Below are 17,241 nucleotides of genomic sequence, written 5' to 3' on the forward strand. Positions count from 1 at the left end.
AACTTCGATGTACCAGATCTAACATCGGTTTAGATCAGATAAAAAGAAGCATCAAAGGTTCTACCTCGTTGGAGAGTGTAGACAAAGTATTTACCCGCTCATTCTCGCGGTTTACGCGACGCTGCACGCTATTGAAGGGTTGAAGGATATTTCCCGGGCTGCGCAGAAGCATGGCTGACGAATCCGAACTGGTTACGCGGTCGGGCAAAACTCGCCTCTTCCGGCATCCGCTTGCTGAGGCTCAAACCGTTTGCCCGAGTAGAAATTGCCGCTTTACCGGTTCGTCTGCTAGCTAGCGCCCGATAGGAAAAGCTTCTTAGCGGGGCATTTCCCTCAGACGTTACACCCCTCTCTCTCTCTCGCTGATTGGGTTTTTCTTCAGTCTGCAAAGAGGTTCTACCTCGTTGCTTCTTTTTTGCACCAGAACTGACAGGAGGGCTTGTCCATGTATAATTACTTGTTGTTCATCCATATTATCTCCGCCGTTACGGCGATCGTTGCCATAATTGGCTATCCAGTAATCATGAGCTGCGTCCGGACGGTGGAGCAGGCCAAATTCGGATTAAGGTTGTTAGAGAAGATGGCGATCTTGCCAAAAATCGGGGGCATTCTGCTGCTTCTTACCGGTATATCGTTCGGATACCAACAAACATATCTGTTCCAAGAGCTATGGTATTGGCTTTCTGTGGTCATCTTCTGTGTTATTTTAGTCATCCTGGCCGTATTACTTCCATCCGGCATGAAACAACAATTGGCATTGCTTCAGCAAACTCAGGGAGAAACTTTGCCGGAAGCATATCGTCAAAGCCGCAGACGTTCCTTGCGACTAGAGGTAACAGCGAATGTCTGCGTTGTGCTATCTATTCTGTTGATGGTGTTCAAACCTTTTTAATGTTCACCACTTCTAGTCTCCTCTTACTAAAGTGCGGTTTGGAAAATAAAGTTGAAACTCATCCACTTTCACAAAGATTTAAATCATATTGGTGTTAATACAAGCTATTTCAAAAGTCGATTTAAACAAAGAAGGATTAGTGCAATGAGTGAAAATGCTTTATAATGTTGAATGTAACGTTCATATCGGACAACGAGTCTTCGACAGTTGTCCAACCAAGCGAAGCAACGCTCAATTTCCCAGCGTTCTTTGTACCCGTCGCCCAGGACCAGTAGGCGACCTCTTCTTTTTTGAGCGTTCTTTTTCAGTGGGATGACTGGTTTCATTCCACGTTTACGTAAAAAACGTCGGAAGAGTTCACTATGATAAGCTCGATCGGCTACCAGTTCTTTGAAACGAGTGCGAGTCCCTCCTCTTCTTTGTGGAACGCGTATGGAATGAATTGTTTTCTCTGCGAGTCGGATTTCGTGGGGCTGAGCACTGTGAACCGTTAATCCCACTGGAATTCCCCTGCGATCCGCAATTAACATCACTTTTGATCCTTTCAATATAATTAGAGTTAACTCTATTCTGCTCCTGAAGTTAGTGAATGATAACTATATAATACAAATCGGTTCATGTGTAAATTTAAGAAATATACAACCTGTTGAAGTTATAAAATAATATGTCTTTTTATAGATATTTCATATTACAACATATATTAACTGATTTACTGATTGATTTTATAAATCTACATTGTTTGGTTTTATTGTTCGATCAAATCATATACCAATCCATAAAATTTAATATTTCAAATGTAACTAACCGTTGACTTTTAGTTAGTTAATACTTACTATATAATTGATAGAATAGAGCTACTATATTTTTTCCCCATAAGAAAATGAAGGGAATGAATTTAATGAAAAGAATAATTTCAATTCTTTTTAGTATGTTGCTTATTTTCTCCATTATTTTACCTACTTCTGTTTCTGCAGATCCAATTCCACCCATTCCAGTTGATGCAAACACCATCACTACTGGATTAAACGTAATTAATACATTAGTCCAAGTCGGAGGAGGCATTTTGGGACAGATTCTATCACAAAGTCAAAGTGAAACCCCATCAACTACAACTCCCACTGTGACTACTCCGATTACCACATCTCCAACCAATTCTACACCATCCACCAGTGCAACCACCAACAGTACAAACACTTCCGGTGACTCTGTAACAAATTGTGTAGACAAAGTCCAGTATGAAAAAGAAGTGGATCAATACGAATTTTTAACAACAATTGGAGCGACAAAATTATATAAACACAAAACAAAACCGCAAACATTCTACTGTGAACCACTCGTCGATCCAAATACACTGCCCGAAAATGTTCGTTCCCAAGTAAAAAATCCATATATTAATGCCAATGCTTTTCTTGAATTTAAAACAGGAACAAATCCAGTTATGGTAGGTGCGGATCAATTCAATAAGAATGATTACAAACTAGTTCTCGATGCTGGTATTTACAAACTATGGAAACACAAAACCAAATTTTTCTTCTATCATCAATTTGGTGTAAATCCAAACACGCTCCCAGAAAATATTCGCCCGTTTGTCTTAGATCCAGTTACGAATCCAGTATTCAATAAAGGGCTTCAGTTTCAGTTTCAAATTGGGACACCAAACAATGCAATCACCAACTTTAATCCATTTGAAACGTTTGTAAAACCATTTCTGCCAAATCTGGATAGCAAAGCTGTTACTTTAAGCAATAGCAATATCCAAGATGTGATTAGCAAAGCAAAGCAATTGGTGGGTCAAAAACTAAAAGAGAATGATGGAGCCGAGTTTGTAAAATCCCTGTTTGAACCTCTCGGAATCAAACTTCCAAGTGCAGAAGATCAAATATTCCTGCTTACAGATGAATCTAATCAAGATGCATTGAAGAATGGTGAAACTTACACAAAGCTGATCACTAACACAAAAGATTTAAAACCAGGTGATCTTGCCTTCTTTAACACGGTAGAAGCATGTCCCGATTGTACACTTGATCAATCGATCGATCTGGTCGCAATTGTTGTAGATGATGACACCATTGTCTATGTCGACCCGAAAACTGGTAAAGTTGTATCTACAAAATTAAGCAGTTTCATTGAAAAGAATACATTCAAAGGTGGTAAAAGATTATTTATTAAGTAATTGAAATACTGATCAGTATCTATTTAGGAGGGACAAAACCAGATGAAACGAAGATTTTCAGCTTTATTCAGCTTGTCGTTAGTATTTACAGCGGTGTTGCCGACTGCTGCTTTTGCTGATATTCCTGGATCACCCATACCCATTGACTCGAACACGGTTAACGCTGGACTCAATTTGATCAATTCGATTATCCAAGTTGGAGGAGGTCTTTTGGGACAAATTTTAAAATCAGATAATAACCCTTCTCCAACCACTAATACATCTGCAGTGTCAACATCTTCTACCACGACTACCACACCTACCACTACACAAGATACAAAATGGGTGGATAAATCGGAATTTGAACAAAACAAAAATGGCTTTGTGATCTACAAGGACTTTGGTATATTCAAAATTTGGGCAAAAATAGGAAGTCCAAATACCTTTTATAAAGAGGTAACCGTTGACACAAACAATCTTCCTCAGAATGTGCAGAATGAGATATCGAAAAATCCGGTGATCAACGAACAATCATTACAACTCCCTGCGGGTACGACTCCTGTCAATGTATCGGTCTCAGAGTTCAAAAAAGAAGAATATGACTTAGTTGCTGATTTTGGTGCATACCGAATATGGAAACATAAAACAAAGCCAAACTATTTCTACAATGAAGTAGTAGTTGATCCTAAAACACTTCCCAAAGAAGTACAACCATTTGTCATCAATCCAATTACCAACACACTACTCAATAACAAGGGAGTGAATGTCGAGTTAAAAACCCCTGATAATAATGGAAATACAAACAACCAGAACAATGCACTACCCACGATTCCAATCAATCAAACAGATGATAACATGGAAAAAGTGAAGGCAATGGTTCAGGAAGCGTTAAGTGCGGTTGGCACAACCGGCTCATTTAATGGCGAAGCCTTGGGAAGCCAGATGGACTGCTCTCGTTTTGTACAGTTCTTATATCAAAAGCATCTTGGTATCCAGATTCCTCGTGTCACGGATCAACAGTTCAGAGGAGATAATATCGCTCCTGATGTGATACGTGAAGAAGTTTCTCAAGCTAACTTACAACCAGGCGATCTTGTATTTTTAGACACTGGTGTAGGATGTGATTCTTGTGCTCCAGGATATAAAAACTTTACCCATGTTGTGATGTATGTTGGAGACAACATGGTTGTGGATGCTAGTCAAGGTAGAAACGACATTCAGAAATATCCTTTGAGTGACGCCGGTAAATTTCTAGGTGCTGTCCGATATTATAAGAAGTAAGTAAACGATCCACTTCTACAAAATATGCTTCATTTCGGTAGAGTGTAGACAAACCTGCTTAGCAGGGAAATCTACACTCTTTTTTCATTGATTGATATAGAAAGAAAAGGACTTTTGAGTTATTAACGTTCACAATCCATTTCGTTTATCATGTGTTTATCTTTCTATCAATTGTCCATAGCTTGTATTTGTTATTCCTTGAACTTGTAAGTTTACTTAGTTGACGCAAGTATAATTTTCTTAATTTTAGGAATTTATATTCGGTCCTTCTACCCAGATAGATATATAATTCTATGTTAATATATTTAATTATAAATGTTATAATGATTACGGATATTATTTTATCAGAGGAGCACAAAAGTGATAAAATCAATCGATATCTTTAGGAAAATAACAGATTTACCGACTTTTAAGAAAATATTTTCTGAAGAAGTTTGTCCATCTATACTTAAAATACCAGGTGTGACTCAACTGAAATTAACCAGTGTAACTCCATTGAGCACAGACCTTTCACAAGATGTTGAAGGGATTGAACTGATTCTTGAGATTTATCTTGAATCTGAAGAAGCGTTACATCAAATTATCAGTTCTCCTGAAGCTCAAGAGGCAATGGCTCTTGCAGCTAAATTACCAGGTGAATTATCTCTTTTTTTAGGAAGAGAAGAAACGCTCACGTTAAAATAAAAATATTGTAGGAGTTGATTGAATGAAAGCATCCGTATCACTTACACCGTTTCATTGGTATCAAAAAATGCAGCGAGAAAATCCTATTTTTTTCGACCCAAATTTCACACTGAACTGGGGACAACAAGGTGCTTGGCAAATTTTTCGTCATCAAGATGTACAAAAAATTTTAGGGAATTATGAAGTTTTTTCAAGTGAAAGTATGCCCAAAATAGAACAGAGTCCAATTAGTAATGGAATCGTAAATACTGATCCCCCACGCCATAAGTTACTACGTAAAATTATATCAAAAGCATTTATTCCTTCTGTGGTGTCGAAGTTGGAACCTTGGATACGAGAACAATGCCAAGAAAGACTATCAGTTGTACTTGAAAAAGGTGAAATGGAATTTATTCAAGACTTTGCAATTCCTATTCCAGTAAGCGTGATTACGAAATTATTAGGTGTTCCGGTGAAAGACTTTAATCAAGTCCATAGATGGGCAAATGAATTGATCTTTGATCCAGATGAAATGGAAACAGGAGCAGAAAGTTTTTTCCGGACTCAACAAGAACAATCCATGTATTTTGAGGCACTCATCAAAGAGAAGGAGCAGCATCTACAAGATGATTTGCTCAGTCATTTAATCCAAGCAGAGGTAGATGGAGAAAGGTTAAGTTTAGCCGATTTGATATCATTTTGTATTGTATTATTAGCTGCAGGAAATGAAACCACGACGAATTTATTAGGAAACATGGTCCTGACCTTTACAGAACAGCCAGAGTTGCAGACACATCTGCTAGAGCATCCACAAGATATTCCTTTAGCGATTGATGAAACTTTGCGTTATCGGTCTCCAGTACAAAGTTTATTCAGATTAGCCACAAAAGATTTCGAATTGGATGGACATCAGATCAAAAAAGGCGATTATGTGATTGCTTGGTTGGGAGCAGCCAATCATGATCCACAAGTGTTCCCGAATCCAGAAGTCTTTGATATACATCGTAATAATCGATCTCAGGTAAGTTTTGGTCATGGTATCCACTATTGTATTGGTGAACCATTAGCAAAACTTGAAGCCAAAATTGCCTTAGAAGTACTTTTCCAAAAAGTAAAGCAAATTCAGGTGAAACCTGATGTTGAGATTGAGCGTCATCCTAGCGCAATCATGTTTGGCCTTAAAAGTTTGCCTATTATTTTCCAAAGACATTAATTTGTCAAACCTGCATGATACATAATAGAATCAGCAAAATCAAGATGAATTGCTTTATAGTGTTGAATGTAACATTTATATCGGACAGCAATTGTCCATTCAATCAAAGCAACTTCAACTTTCCAGCTTGCTTTGTGCCGTCGCCCATTTCCAATGGGCGACCTTTTCTTTGGTACTATATCTATATTGGATAGGTTGTTATACATCATCGTGAAAACCAAACAATTGATCTAACGCTACATACGGTCGTTGTCCACCTGTCCAATATCCCTCATTATGTATTTGTAGCATAGCGTCTGTACCACGTTTTCTCGTGTCTCCGCTAGCCCTTTTTGCAAGAAAAAATTCAAAGGAATTTGTAATTCATCTTCAATACCATCATTTTTAAACTCCCTATTTTTGTCAAAAACCCATATCTTGAAAAAATGCAAAAATTTATTAGCAGTGGACAACCACCGTATGGATACAATGTAAACCCTGAAAAAGTAGGCGTACTTCAAGTGGTATTACCCTAAGTGGACAATAACAACCTGTGATTATATAATTATATTTAATTTCGGCAATACACAGAGTAAAACGAGGGAACCCATGGTACAGAAATATAACTGGAAAGAGTTTGGGATTGGTCTAGGTATTTCTTGTTGTCTTTCTTTTGGTGTGGGATTGGTAACATTTTCGGGACTTGAGTTGTATTCTTTTCTAATAGATTCTTATGATTATGATTTTTTCTTCTTGCTGATGTTTTCTCTTCTTGCCTGTACTTTTTTCGTCATCTTAGTTCAGTGGAATAGTATCTGGGGAGGAAAATCGTCGGAGCGACGACACGGTGTTTTCTTAATACCAATCTTACTTTTTATATTCCTTTTCTTAACAGAAGTCGTTAGATTTTGATAAGTTGAATCTACTTTGTCTATAGCAAGAACCCTGTCACCACTAAAAAGCAAAAAGCAAGGAAAGAAGAATGATCCTGAGTGTTTGGGATGGGAACACATCGGTCTCACTGATGATTATATATGAAAGTTAAAAACAACGTGTTTCTTATAATAATCTTCGCTCATTAAGAGAAAAGATTGTACTATTGAAAAGTCCGGAAAGAAACCAATAAAAAATCAAAAACTAACCGGTTATCCCTTAGCGTACGGGATGCCGGTTATTTTGTGTCGAATATATGCCTTAGCGTACGTTTTATCCGAAATGATATAGTGTCCCCTAACCTAACAGGGCGGTTTTTATGGTTCGGTGGTGTAAATGGTAGCATAGCGGTCTCCAAAACCGCAGATAAGGGTTCGACTCCCATCCGATCTGTAAATCAATTAAATGCTGATCCCCCACTTCTCACCATATATCTCCGCTAACTCTTTTGTTTCTAACAAATGCTGTTCCACTGTTTGCACCTTGCCTATCATTTTTCGGATATGTGCAATACTATCCATCTAATATTCCTTTATTATTTTATGAAATTGCATTTTATTATACTAATATTCACGTAATTATGTTTACTCCTATTCATCACAATCTACCTATAATTGAAAATCAAGCATTCTTATAGGGTGTCACTTGGCAACAGAAACTATATCGATGCTAGGATATCAATTCACGCATCTATGTAGTTTCAATGGAATAACCATTCGAAATCTCGGTTTATCCGGATGATGGAAATGAGTGGTATATAAGACCGCAGCATAATGTAAATTTTTCAATGATGGAACATGATCTGCATAATCGACAATGGACTCAGTGGTGGAGAAGCTAGAAATAATGTTGTGCAACGATTTGTCTATCGATTAGATGATCGTGAAGAAGCCATTCGCGCCTGTGAACTGTTGGGAATCGCACCTACATCGGAAAACATTGAATTATTGACAAGTCGTACAGTAATGGAATCTGATGATTTTCTAATGAAGGATTTTGATGGTCACGTCGGTTTAGTTCGGTTTCCATTAGATCAACTCAATCCACGTTTATATCGCTGTTTTAATACTACTGATCCTGCCTTGCTACAGGAAAGAGAAAAACAATTTGGTCGATATCATCATGGGAAAGTTGTGGAACAGTCATGAATAATTGGAAGTGGAAACAAATCCTTTTACTTGTCATAGGAATTTTTATTTTACCCAACCTTACTTGGGCAGAAAATAAAGATCCCTCTCAAGCTCTTTTTCCAAAGCAAGCTCCCATTACCAGTGACCCTATTCGCACACCCACCTATGAACGTTATCCGTTATCAAACTATCAGTTCGATTATGTAGACACAGGAAATCTCTTGGATGCATCGGCTGATTTCGCTTTAGATACTTTGTTTTACTATTTAGCCACGCTTAGCAAAATAACCATATACGCATTGCAATGGAGTTTCACCTTACAAATTTTTGATTCGGTTCATCTCATCATTCAACCTATGGTAGCGCTTATTCAACAGAAACTAGCAAGTGGTTCCCTATTTTTATTTGTGCTCGCTTGTATGGGCATTGCCTTGTTTCTCTCCTACCGTCAGAATACGCATATAATGAGTCGCATCATTGGGATTTTTGGAAGTCTAATCCTAAGCATGTCGATCTTAGCCTATCTCCCTCAAGCCATTCAGGGATTAAATCAATTAAGTAAAGAAGGATCTAGTATTCTTTTTCACGCTTATCAGTTGGTGGAACCGAATAAAGATCCTCTAAATCAACGCTCAATCGATCAACGAGCACTGCTAACCATTAGTGATCAATTCTTTCAGCAGAACGTTTGGATTCCATGGCAAATTGCTCAATTTGGAGATTATGCTTACTTGTAAGATGGGTTAACATACCATCTTCTGTCTGATGCACCATTCATTCCTCTCAGTCTATTATAATATGAATTTAAATGCGTTTTAATAAATATAAATAGCCCTTTATGATTGATTTAAGATCAAAATGATTTTGTTGTCTAACATAGAAAAAGGAGTTTTTATCATGTATGAAAAATTATACTTAGTTGATTTTATTATTGTATTTGTATTGGTGTTATCATGGGCTCTTGTAGCCAATCGTTTGAGTCGTCTTCCCTTCCGAAATACAAACCAGGAACTAAAACAAAGTATGAAACGTTTTACTATTGTATATATTGTGGCCCTAGTAGTCGTAATCGCAGAGCTCATCGTTCTAGGTCTATTGGGGACTTATGGATGGGAATTTATGAAGGAAAAGTTATTCCTTTCAATGCCACTGTTGATTCCTTCAGTATTTGCAACACTTTTCACTCTTTCGAATTTACGAAAAATCACAAGGCACATAGGTAACGATTCACAGTTTGTTGTAGATGAAGAACATCGGAAATTACTTACCTCATCAAAGTTCATTCTTCCTATTCAAGCCACTCTAGTAAGTGCGATCATCGATTGTTATGCTTTCTATTTTGTTTATCCTTTTGAGTTGAATATTATGAATGCCTCGATGCTATGGATTGCATTCGCTTTGATTCTAGTTGCTTTATGGTTCCGACAAAAACGTCGTAGTATAAAACTAGTACAAACCCATTATGTCATGAGTCCATCGACAAGACTTTTACGCACTGTGATCTCTCTTGTTTGTTTGTCCATCATCATCGGTGGTTGGTATAGCTTATCTGCGAAAGTATCTGTTCTTCCTGACCATATCAATATGGGCAGTATGCATCATCAAGAAATGGATATGAAAACGATGCATCATTCTATGTCTGATAAAGAGGTCAGTGTAGCAACATTAACAGGTCCCCGAACCAAAAAAGCGGATCATCGTTTTGAATTAGTGGCTCAAAAAAAGCAAGTGAAATTAAGCTCTGGTAAAACCATGGAAGCTTGGACCTTTAACGGAGTCACTCCTGGTCCACAGTTACGGGTGAAACAAGGAGACATCGTGGAAGTGGTTTTGAAAAATAAAGATATTACAGATGGGGTTACCATTCACTGGCATGGTTATAACGTGCCCAATGCAGAAGATGGGGTGGCAGGTGTGACACAAGATTCTGTACAACCTGGAGGAACACATGTTTATCGTTTTGAAGCCAAACAATTAGGAACGTTTTGGTACCATTCTCATCAACAATCTGCGAAACAAGTCATAAAAGGATTGTTTGGTTCACTCATTGTCGAACCAAAAGAGAGTACACAATCTCATATAAAAGATATCACAGTTTTAAGTCATGCTTGGCAATTGACGGAAGACAAGTCCTTTACTCCCTCATATGGATTAAGCGATACACTTGATCGTCAAATCATCAAACCAGGCACACCTGTCAGATTGCGAATAATTAATGCTCAGAACTATCCACAAACGTTCCAATTATCGGATGTTCCATTTAAAGTCATAGCAATCGACGGAAATGATATTCATTCACCCACCTCAATAAAAAATCGAAAACTCTTTATCGCTGGTGGTGGCAGATATGATGTTTTATTCACCATGCCAAAGAAACCAGTACGATTGAGTAGCCAAAGTGATGCAGGTGTAACACCCGGAATTGTCTTTAGTGAGAAACAAACCCATTCAATTCCAGATACAAATGAAAACAATCCCGTATTCGATCCAAGTCAATATGGAAAAAAACAACAAACGCCTTTCAACCTTAATAGTAAATTTGACCGTGACTTCAAATTGATCTTAGATAGTCGAGCTGGATTCTATAATGGAAAGTTACGTCTTTTATACACCATTAATGGACAAGTTTTTCCGAATACTCCAATGTTAACAGTCAAAGAAGGGGATTTTGTAAAAACAACCTTTGTCAATCGTGGTTTAGATCATCACCCAATGCATCTTCATGGACATTTGATGCTTGTGCTCAGTCAAAATGGGAAACCGACGACAGGAAGCCCTTGGTGGACGGATTCACTTGATGTAGCTCCTGGTGAAGTGTATGAAGTTGCTTTTAAAGCAGATAATCCAGGGGTCTGGATGGATCATTGTCACAATTTATGGCATGCGGAAATGGGGATGACCATGCACTTGAACTACGAAGGAGTCACAACACCTTTTGAAGCAGGAAAGAAAACAGTCAACCAACCAGAATAAAAGATGCCATTTTAGGGGACTAGTTCATACTATGGCTAGTCCCTATCTCGTTATAACGAATCGTTTGTCACCTCTTTATATTGGATGAAATCGTCTGAAAATGCTCAATCAAGACTTGATTAAACTCCTTTGCTATTCTTGATAAATAGCGATTTTGATGTTGGGATATTCCAGTTTCTCGTATACATTCAGATTCTTCCAAGTGTAAAAAAACAATATTTTCTAAAGCGATATTTCCTAAAGACAAGGCATGCAATGCAACTTCTGGTACAAATGAAATCCCTAATCCAGCTTGAACCAGAGAACTCAGTATTGCCGGTTCATCACCTTCATATACATTTTTCGGTACAAAACCTGCTTTTTGGCAATACTGATCCATCAAATCACGTATTCCATTGCCCTTTTTTAAACTGACAAAATTCTCTTCTTTAAGTTCAGACAAATGAATACTTCCTCTATTTGCCAAACGATGGGTCTCTGGTACAATCACTAAAATTTTCTCTCGAAAAACGATATCGCAAGTTAATTCGCTTCCTTGTATGGGTGGTGAAGACAGACAAAAATCCAACTCTCCCTTCTTAAGCATAACCTCCATCTCTTGTGTACTTAACTGTTGCACAAGAAACTGTACATGTGGTCGGGTTTTCCGAAATCGACGAAGAATATCTGGTAACATGAAAGCTGTGTTAACAGCCAATGTAAGTTTGCCGTATTCGCTACTTGTCAAATCAACGATTTCACGTTTCCCTTCCTCCAATTCAAACAATGCTTTCTCTACACGTTGAAGAAAAGAGTGACCGAACTCATTTAGTCGTAACTTGCGACTATTTCTGTCAAATAATGAAACACCTAAGTCCTCTTCCAATCGTTGAATCGTTTTACTTAACGATGATTGAGTAACATGTAATACCTTCGCAGCTTCCGTCATGTGTTCCAAACGAGCGACTGTACGAAAGTACTCGAGTTGAAGAAGTTCCAATGTATTCACTTCACCTTTCTTTTGATCAATTGTATTATATGCGAAAATGAATTTGTGTTTAAATAGAGTTATGGATTGTTCTTCCTCTATTCATTTTCAAGATAAGTATGATTTGATGTTGCACACAGATTAATACTTAAAGAAATCCTTAGAACATTGAAGCTGTTTGACAGAATCAATAAATTTCGGGTATTGCCTCCCCCAACATAAAAAATATCTTGTTCAGACATGAACCCTTCCAAGTCTACTGGAGCTTTAAAAACCGATAGATGAGAAGTGTCACATTCGAACTTCGCAAAACATCGATAAAACTTTTGAATATATCCATCTGCATCACCTGATGCTGTAGGAACAAAACAAACTCGGGGTTTCTCTTTTTGTGATTGAGCCAATATGTATAAGTCAAGGAGAGGGTTTTCCTCCTCCATTGAAAAGGCACCGCCACCCATTGCAATTATTTGTCTCATTATTCAACCTCCTTAAAAAATCAAGGGGGGATTATACCCCTTTTGTCAAGCTTTACTTCTCTTACATTTTTAGTTTTCAACTGAGGAGCTTGCACCTTTCACTGTGGATACTTTACGGATACGCAGCATATTTTTCACACCTGTAAACATTAGCAATCCATGAGAAACTGGGCATGCTGTTGGATGATAAAATGTAGACATAAAGGAGGATGCATATGGAAAGTGTAATCTTGATGATGAATGTGCGAGAAAACCAAGGAGGTGAGTCAGTCGTATGGCAAAGATCATTTTCGCATTGAACCAGTCTCTTGACGGGTTCGTCGACCACATGGCATTCCAGCCCGACCCCGTGGTATTTCGTCATTTCATCGACGACGTGCGCGGTCTGGCAGGCATCCTGTACGGAAGCCGCATGTACGAAATTATGCGGTATTGGGACGAAGACCATTTTGAATGGGATTCATCAGAACGGGAATACGCAGCGGCGTGGCAAAGCAAACCAAAGTGGGTGGCTTCGAGGACGTTAAAGTCCGTCGGTCCAAACGCTTCTTTGATCGAAGGCGACCTTGCAGCGGCCATAAGTGGGCTGAAGGCTCAGTATGAAGGGGAGATTGAAGTTGCCGGGCCGGAGTTGGCGCATAGTCTAACAGAGCTCGGTCTCGTTGATGAGTATCGACTCTATCTCCATCCAGTCGTCTTGGGTCACGGCAAGTCGTTCTTCGCCGGTCCGCGGCCGCCACTGCGCCTCGTGGCAAGCGACCGAATTGGCGAGCATGTGATCAGGTTGACCTACGTTCCAGCTTAGTTGTGCGGTTGACCCAGCATCCTAAAGGGCACGTTACTTTAATAGGGGTAGCGTCAGGAAAATGCGGATTTACAACGTTAAGGAAATTCCAATATTAAAGCCTAATTTCTTAGCATAAGATTGAGAAACTAGGCTTTTTGGTTGCTCCATTAAAGCGGCAGTTTAATAAGAAACCTTTTTATTCATATACAACCATCTCTCCAACATCTACAAACCCGAATCTTTTATAGATATTTTTTCCGTCCTCTGATGCTTGTAAGACAACTGGTTTTTGTTTATCTTTTGTTTGACTCAAAATATATTGAAACATTTCACTTCCATAACCTTTACCTCTTAATATTTCTTTTGTCATAACATCATAAATACCATAGCTATCTTTACTTTCTATTAATAGGCCAGTAGATACAGTTTCTTCATTGATACGCCCAATAAACATTTGAATTTCTGATCCTAAATTTACTTCAGAAATCTTTTTGAAAAAACATTGTAACGCATCTTTTTCAGGTGTACCTTCAAATAGGCTAATTAAAACATCTTTATATTCCATAAGTTCTTCAAGTGTGTCCACTCGAGTAATTATGAGTTGTTGGGATTTAATTTGATCGACATTGACAGTATTTTCGAGTTTCATCATTACATTACGTTCTGCTTCTTCTAAGTTGAATTCTCGCATAAGATTCTGCCAACTATCGTTCAAATAACGGGCGTCAATCCATGTACTAAATGGATATTTTTTACTAGAAAAATCTTCAATTCCCTTTTTGATTTTTGTTAAATTATTTATATATGCAGACATTGGTAAAAGTACATTGAATGTATCGGTGGGTATTCCTGTATTTGCCAAAACGAAATCCTCTTCTTGATTAAAATTTCCTTGAACCGCATTTGTAAAGATTTTTAATTTATCCGCGAAATTGTTTATAACTAATTGTTGATTACTAATCATTTTTACACCTTCCAGATAGATTAAATACGCACTAACTTTATTTTAGTTCTACAAATTTATAAATAAGCGGTGTTCACAACTTTTATATCCTACCATAATTTCCAGAAAAAAATAAAACATGGCTTTGATTCACTCACTCCACTATGACCCTTTAATCGAATAAGGTAGGACTATTTTTTACCTGCTGATAGCTTTCTATATATGATGCTCTAGACACATTTGTAATTTCACAAATTTGATTTCGATCATATTTCCTTCTTTATATAGCTTTACTGCATCATTCATTCCTAAATGATGTATTAAACCAATCAATTCAAATAAATCCTGCGTACTTCGAGTGATTCGAGTTAAGTCTGTAACATAAATAATGTCGCCGTGTCCTGTGACTCTTCTTTACTAGTCTTCTCTGTTCTAGTTATCCGCCTTTTAATAGTCGTTGGTGGTAGCTCGACTACGCCACACTCAAAGACACTGTAAACTACGACTCTTTGAATGACCTTTCAGTTTCTGGTTTAATGCGGTTATACCCATAAGAATGTATCAACTCTTCTGCAAGTTTATGATACATTTGTGCAGCTTTATAATAGTCACCTGTAATACGAATCATATCAATGTAACTATACATCCCATCTAACCAATCTTTTGTTCCTTTCGGAATAAGATTCACTAGAATCTCTGACAAATAAATACTTAGTCGGGTAGCAGCAAACGATTGTAGTTTTTTGTTACGCTCGATTAACCAAGTAATGATACTTGGTTCATTTGAAAAAAAGTGAGCGATATCAGTCAAGAGAACCTGTGCTTCATTTTGATAATTTAACAACAAATACTCAATGAATTTGATATGTAAGATCGAAAAGAAATTGTCTGTTTTATCACGTATAACATGAAAAAAATCTCCAACATCATACAAAGTGAATATAACTTTTTCTTCTTGTATACCAGATAGATCAGCAATTGCATCGAGCTTTAGTGAAGTTGGAGATAATGCTAATGTAAGAAGCACCTTCAAATACACCTTATCAAAAATTGAGGAAACACTTTGACTTTCTTTTGTACAATTTCAAAATATGGTGCATCGCTAGTTTATAATTCTAAATATGACAGCGAAATATTCTGACACTATATTTTGATATTGTGGTTAAAGAACTCAACTTCAAATGTGTACTTATTATGCTGATATTTCACGAATCTTTTCTTATCTTCTTGTTCCTCTAAAACAATTTTTGCTTTATGAGAAACTAGTTGCCTTTTTAATCCATAGTGATCTTTCGATATTTTAAGAATTACTTTATCAATTAACTTATTATAGACACTAAGTTATTCAGGCAAAGTTGGGTTTGTTAGTTGACTAAAGCAATTATTTGTTGGATAATGGCAATTAAAAAGGAGATTTTTATGTCAATTTCAACTTTAGAAGAACGAATTCACATAATTCGTCATTTTAATCGTTTTATAACCAAACAAATTGGTGTTTTAAATGAAGGTTTGTTACAAACTACTTTTACCCTAACGGAAGCTCGATTGATCTTTGAGTTAGCTAATCATCAAGAAATAACGAGTTCTGAATTGATTGAATGGTTAGGGTTAGATCGCGGATATCTGAGTCGATTGATAAAAAGTCTAGAGAGCAATGGGATTGTTACAAAGACCCAGTCAAAAGTTGATGGTCGACATCGACTTTTAAAACTTACTTCTGAAGGGTTGGAAGCTGCCAAACGATTAAACCAACGTTCCCAGAATGAAATCATTGAAATGTTATCCCATATATCAGAGGAAGATCAAGAACGTCTTTGCAGCGCTATGAAAACTATTGAAAATATTATGAAACAAGATCAGAAAAAAAGTGAAGTATTTATCCTTCGTTCACATGAACCAGGTGATATAGGTTGGATTACATATCGTCATGCTTGCCTATATGCGAGGGAATATGGTTGGAATGAACATTTTGAGGCGATGGTTGCCGAAATACTGGCTAAGTTTGTGAAGAATTTTAACCCAGAAAAGGAAAAATGTTGGATTGCTGAAATGGATAACAAAAATGTCGGTTCTATATTAGTTACTCAAGAAAACGAAGAAATTGCTCGGCTTCGTATGTTACTTGTTGAGCCAAAAGCACGTGGTCTGGGATTGGGAACGCGTTTAGTATCAGAGAGCATCCGTTTTGCTAAGAAAAGGGATTATAAGAAATTGGTACTTTGGACAAACAACGTGTTGCTATCCGCTCGAAACATTTATAAATCTTTAGGTTTTCAATGTGTAGATAAAAAGGAACATCAGAATTTTGGGCCTCAATTAATTGGTGAGACTTGGGAACTATCACTTGATTAAATTCACTTCACTTTTTATTGAGTTGAATTTTAAAAAGGAAAAATTAACCAATCCGAAAATAATTTTAAGCCGCACTTTGGTGAAGAATGCACAAATCAGACACAAGAGATTTGCACTGGTTTTCTAGAAGCTATTTCAAAAGCCGATTCAAACATAATAGAATTAGAGAAATCAGACAAATCACCTTATAATGTTGAATGTGGTGCTCGTTCGGACAACCAATCTACGATTATTATCCATCCAAGCAAAACAACGTTCAATTTTCCAGCGTTGCTGGTAACCGTCGCCCACCGCGAATGGGCGACCTAAATAGTACAAATAGGTCCACATGATTAAATAGTGAAAGATCATAATGCCCTATCCACTCTGGATAAGGAATTATAACTTTATCTCACTTTAAACTTTACTAGTGCTCCATTAGGACTTTCGGAGTGATACAATAGACAAACCTACAGGTTCGTCATTCGCTGCTAATATCATTACTTGTGATTCTTCAC

14 protein-coding genes, 1 tRNA gene and 3 pseudogenes are annotated in these 17,241 nt (G+C 37.3%); 11 read left to right on the plus strand and 7 right to left on the minus strand.

The window, feature by feature from the left end:
• The first annotated feature begins 445 nt into the window (after positions 1-445).
• Complete coding sequence (locus BUB71_RS18115; protein ID WP_073158488.1) at positions 446-892, plus strand: DUF2269 family protein; 447 nt, start codon at positions 446-448, stop codon at positions 890-892.
• A gap of 104 nt (positions 893-996) precedes the next feature.
• Here the strand turns inward: BUB71_RS18115 and BUB71_RS18120 are convergent, their stop codons facing one another.
• Positions 997-1,425, minus strand: a complete 429-nt coding sequence (locus BUB71_RS18120; RefSeq protein ID WP_340148312.1) for an IS5 family transposase — start codon at positions 1,423-1,425, stop codon at positions 997-999.
• 365 nt (positions 1,426-1,790) lie between these two features.
• On the opposite strand from BUB71_RS18120, the gene BUB71_RS18130 reads away from it, so the two are divergent.
• The 8 genes from BUB71_RS18130 to BUB71_RS18180 all read left to right on the plus strand — a co-directional run bounded on the left by BUB71_RS18130 (position 1,791) and on the right by BUB71_RS18180 (position 11,216).
• Positions 1,791-3,065 carry an NlpC/P60 family protein gene (locus BUB71_RS18130; protein ID WP_139279190.1) on the plus strand — a complete coding sequence of 425 codons (1,275 nt, stop codon included), beginning with the start codon at positions 1,791-1,793 and terminating at the stop codon, positions 3,063-3,065.
• A gap of 42 nt (positions 3,066-3,107) precedes the next feature.
• The gene (locus BUB71_RS18135) at positions 3,108-4,325 is read left to right on the plus strand and encodes a C40 family peptidase (RefSeq protein ID WP_073158497.1); all 1,218 of its coding nucleotides are present in this window, start codon (positions 3,108-3,110) and stop codon (positions 4,323-4,325) included.
• 360 nt (positions 4,326-4,685) lie between these two features.
• Complete coding sequence (locus tag BUB71_RS18140) at positions 4,686-5,009, plus strand: hypothetical protein (protein ID WP_073158500.1); 324 nt, start codon at positions 4,686-4,688, stop codon at positions 5,007-5,009.
• 22 nt (positions 5,010-5,031) lie between these two features.
• The gene (locus tag BUB71_RS18145; protein WP_073158503.1) at positions 5,032-6,201 is read left to right on the plus strand and encodes a cytochrome P450; all 1,170 of its coding nucleotides are present in this window, start codon (positions 5,032-5,034) and stop codon (positions 6,199-6,201) included.
• 1,233 nt (positions 6,202-7,434) lie between these two features.
• Positions 7,435-7,506 (plus strand) — tRNA-Trp (locus tag BUB71_RS18165).
• A gap of 404 nt (positions 7,507-7,910) precedes the next feature.
• Entirely contained in the window at positions 7,911-8,261 is a 351-nt protein-coding gene (locus BUB71_RS18170) for a hypothetical protein (RefSeq protein WP_073158518.1), read from the plus strand.
• On the plus strand, positions 8,258-8,980 hold the full coding sequence (locus BUB71_RS18175) for a hypothetical protein (RefSeq protein ID WP_073158521.1): 723 nt from the start codon (positions 8,258-8,260) through the stop codon (positions 8,978-8,980). Before BUB71_RS18170 ends, BUB71_RS18175 begins: the two co-directional genes overlap by 4 nt.
• Positions 8,981-9,140: 160 nt before the next feature.
• Entirely contained in the window at positions 9,141-11,216 is a 2,076-nt protein-coding gene (locus tag BUB71_RS18180; protein ID WP_073158525.1) for a multicopper oxidase family protein, read from the plus strand.
• Between the two features lie 67 nt (positions 11,217-11,283).
• On the opposite strand, the gene BUB71_RS18185 is transcribed toward BUB71_RS18180, so the two are convergent.
• Together BUB71_RS18185 and BUB71_RS18190 are read right to left on the minus strand one after the other, a co-directional pair.
• Positions 11,284-12,195 carry a LysR family transcriptional regulator gene (locus tag BUB71_RS18185; protein ID WP_073158530.1) on the minus strand — a complete coding sequence of 304 codons (912 nt, stop codon included), beginning with the start codon at positions 12,193-12,195 and terminating at the stop codon, positions 11,284-11,286.
• A gap of 170 nt (positions 12,196-12,365) precedes the next feature.
• A pseudogene (locus BUB71_RS18190) lies at positions 12,366-12,662 on the minus strand (Type 1 glutamine amidotransferase-like domain-containing protein); the annotation flags it as partial.
• Positions 12,663-12,936: 274 nt separating this feature from the next.
• Between BUB71_RS18190 and BUB71_RS18195 the strand changes: the two are divergent.
• Positions 12,937-13,467, plus strand: coding sequence for a dihydrofolate reductase family protein (locus tag BUB71_RS18195; protein WP_073158537.1), 531 nt, complete (start codon positions 12,937-12,939; stop codon positions 13,465-13,467).
• A 178-nt stretch (positions 13,468-13,645) separates the two neighbouring features.
• On the opposite strand, the gene BUB71_RS18200 is transcribed toward BUB71_RS18195, so the two are convergent.
• The 4 genes and pseudogenes from BUB71_RS18200 to BUB71_RS20485 all read right to left on the minus strand — a co-directional run.
• Positions 13,646-14,413: a GNAT family N-acetyltransferase gene (locus tag BUB71_RS18200; protein ID WP_073158540.1), complete on the minus strand. Its 768-nt coding sequence runs from the start codon at positions 14,411-14,413 to the stop codon at positions 13,646-13,648.
• A 170-nt stretch (positions 14,414-14,583) separates the two neighbouring features.
• Positions 14,584-14,788, minus strand: a pseudogene (locus BUB71_RS19815) (helix-turn-helix domain-containing protein); the annotation flags it as partial.
• A 103-nt stretch (positions 14,789-14,891) separates the two neighbouring features.
• Entirely contained in the window at positions 14,892-15,419 is a 528-nt protein-coding gene (locus BUB71_RS18205; RefSeq protein WP_073158542.1) for a hypothetical protein, read from the minus strand.
• A 116-nt stretch (positions 15,420-15,535) separates the two neighbouring features.
• Positions 15,536-15,715 (minus strand): annotated as a pseudogene (locus BUB71_RS20485) (YhjD family protein); the annotation flags it as partial.
• Positions 15,716-15,811: 96 nt separating this feature from the next.
• Between BUB71_RS20485 and BUB71_RS18210 the strand changes: the two are divergent.
• The gene (locus tag BUB71_RS18210; RefSeq protein WP_073158544.1) at positions 15,812-16,744 is read left to right on the plus strand and encodes a bifunctional helix-turn-helix transcriptional regulator/GNAT family N-acetyltransferase; all 933 of its coding nucleotides are present in this window, start codon (positions 15,812-15,814) and stop codon (positions 16,742-16,744) included.
• The last annotated feature ends 497 nt before the right edge of the window (positions 16,745-17,241 follow it).

The organism is Seinonella peptonophila, from assembly GCF_900129355.1.
GTDB classification, from domain to species: domain Bacteria; phylum Bacillota; class Bacilli; order Thermoactinomycetales; family Thermoactinomycetaceae; genus Seinonella; species Seinonella peptonophila.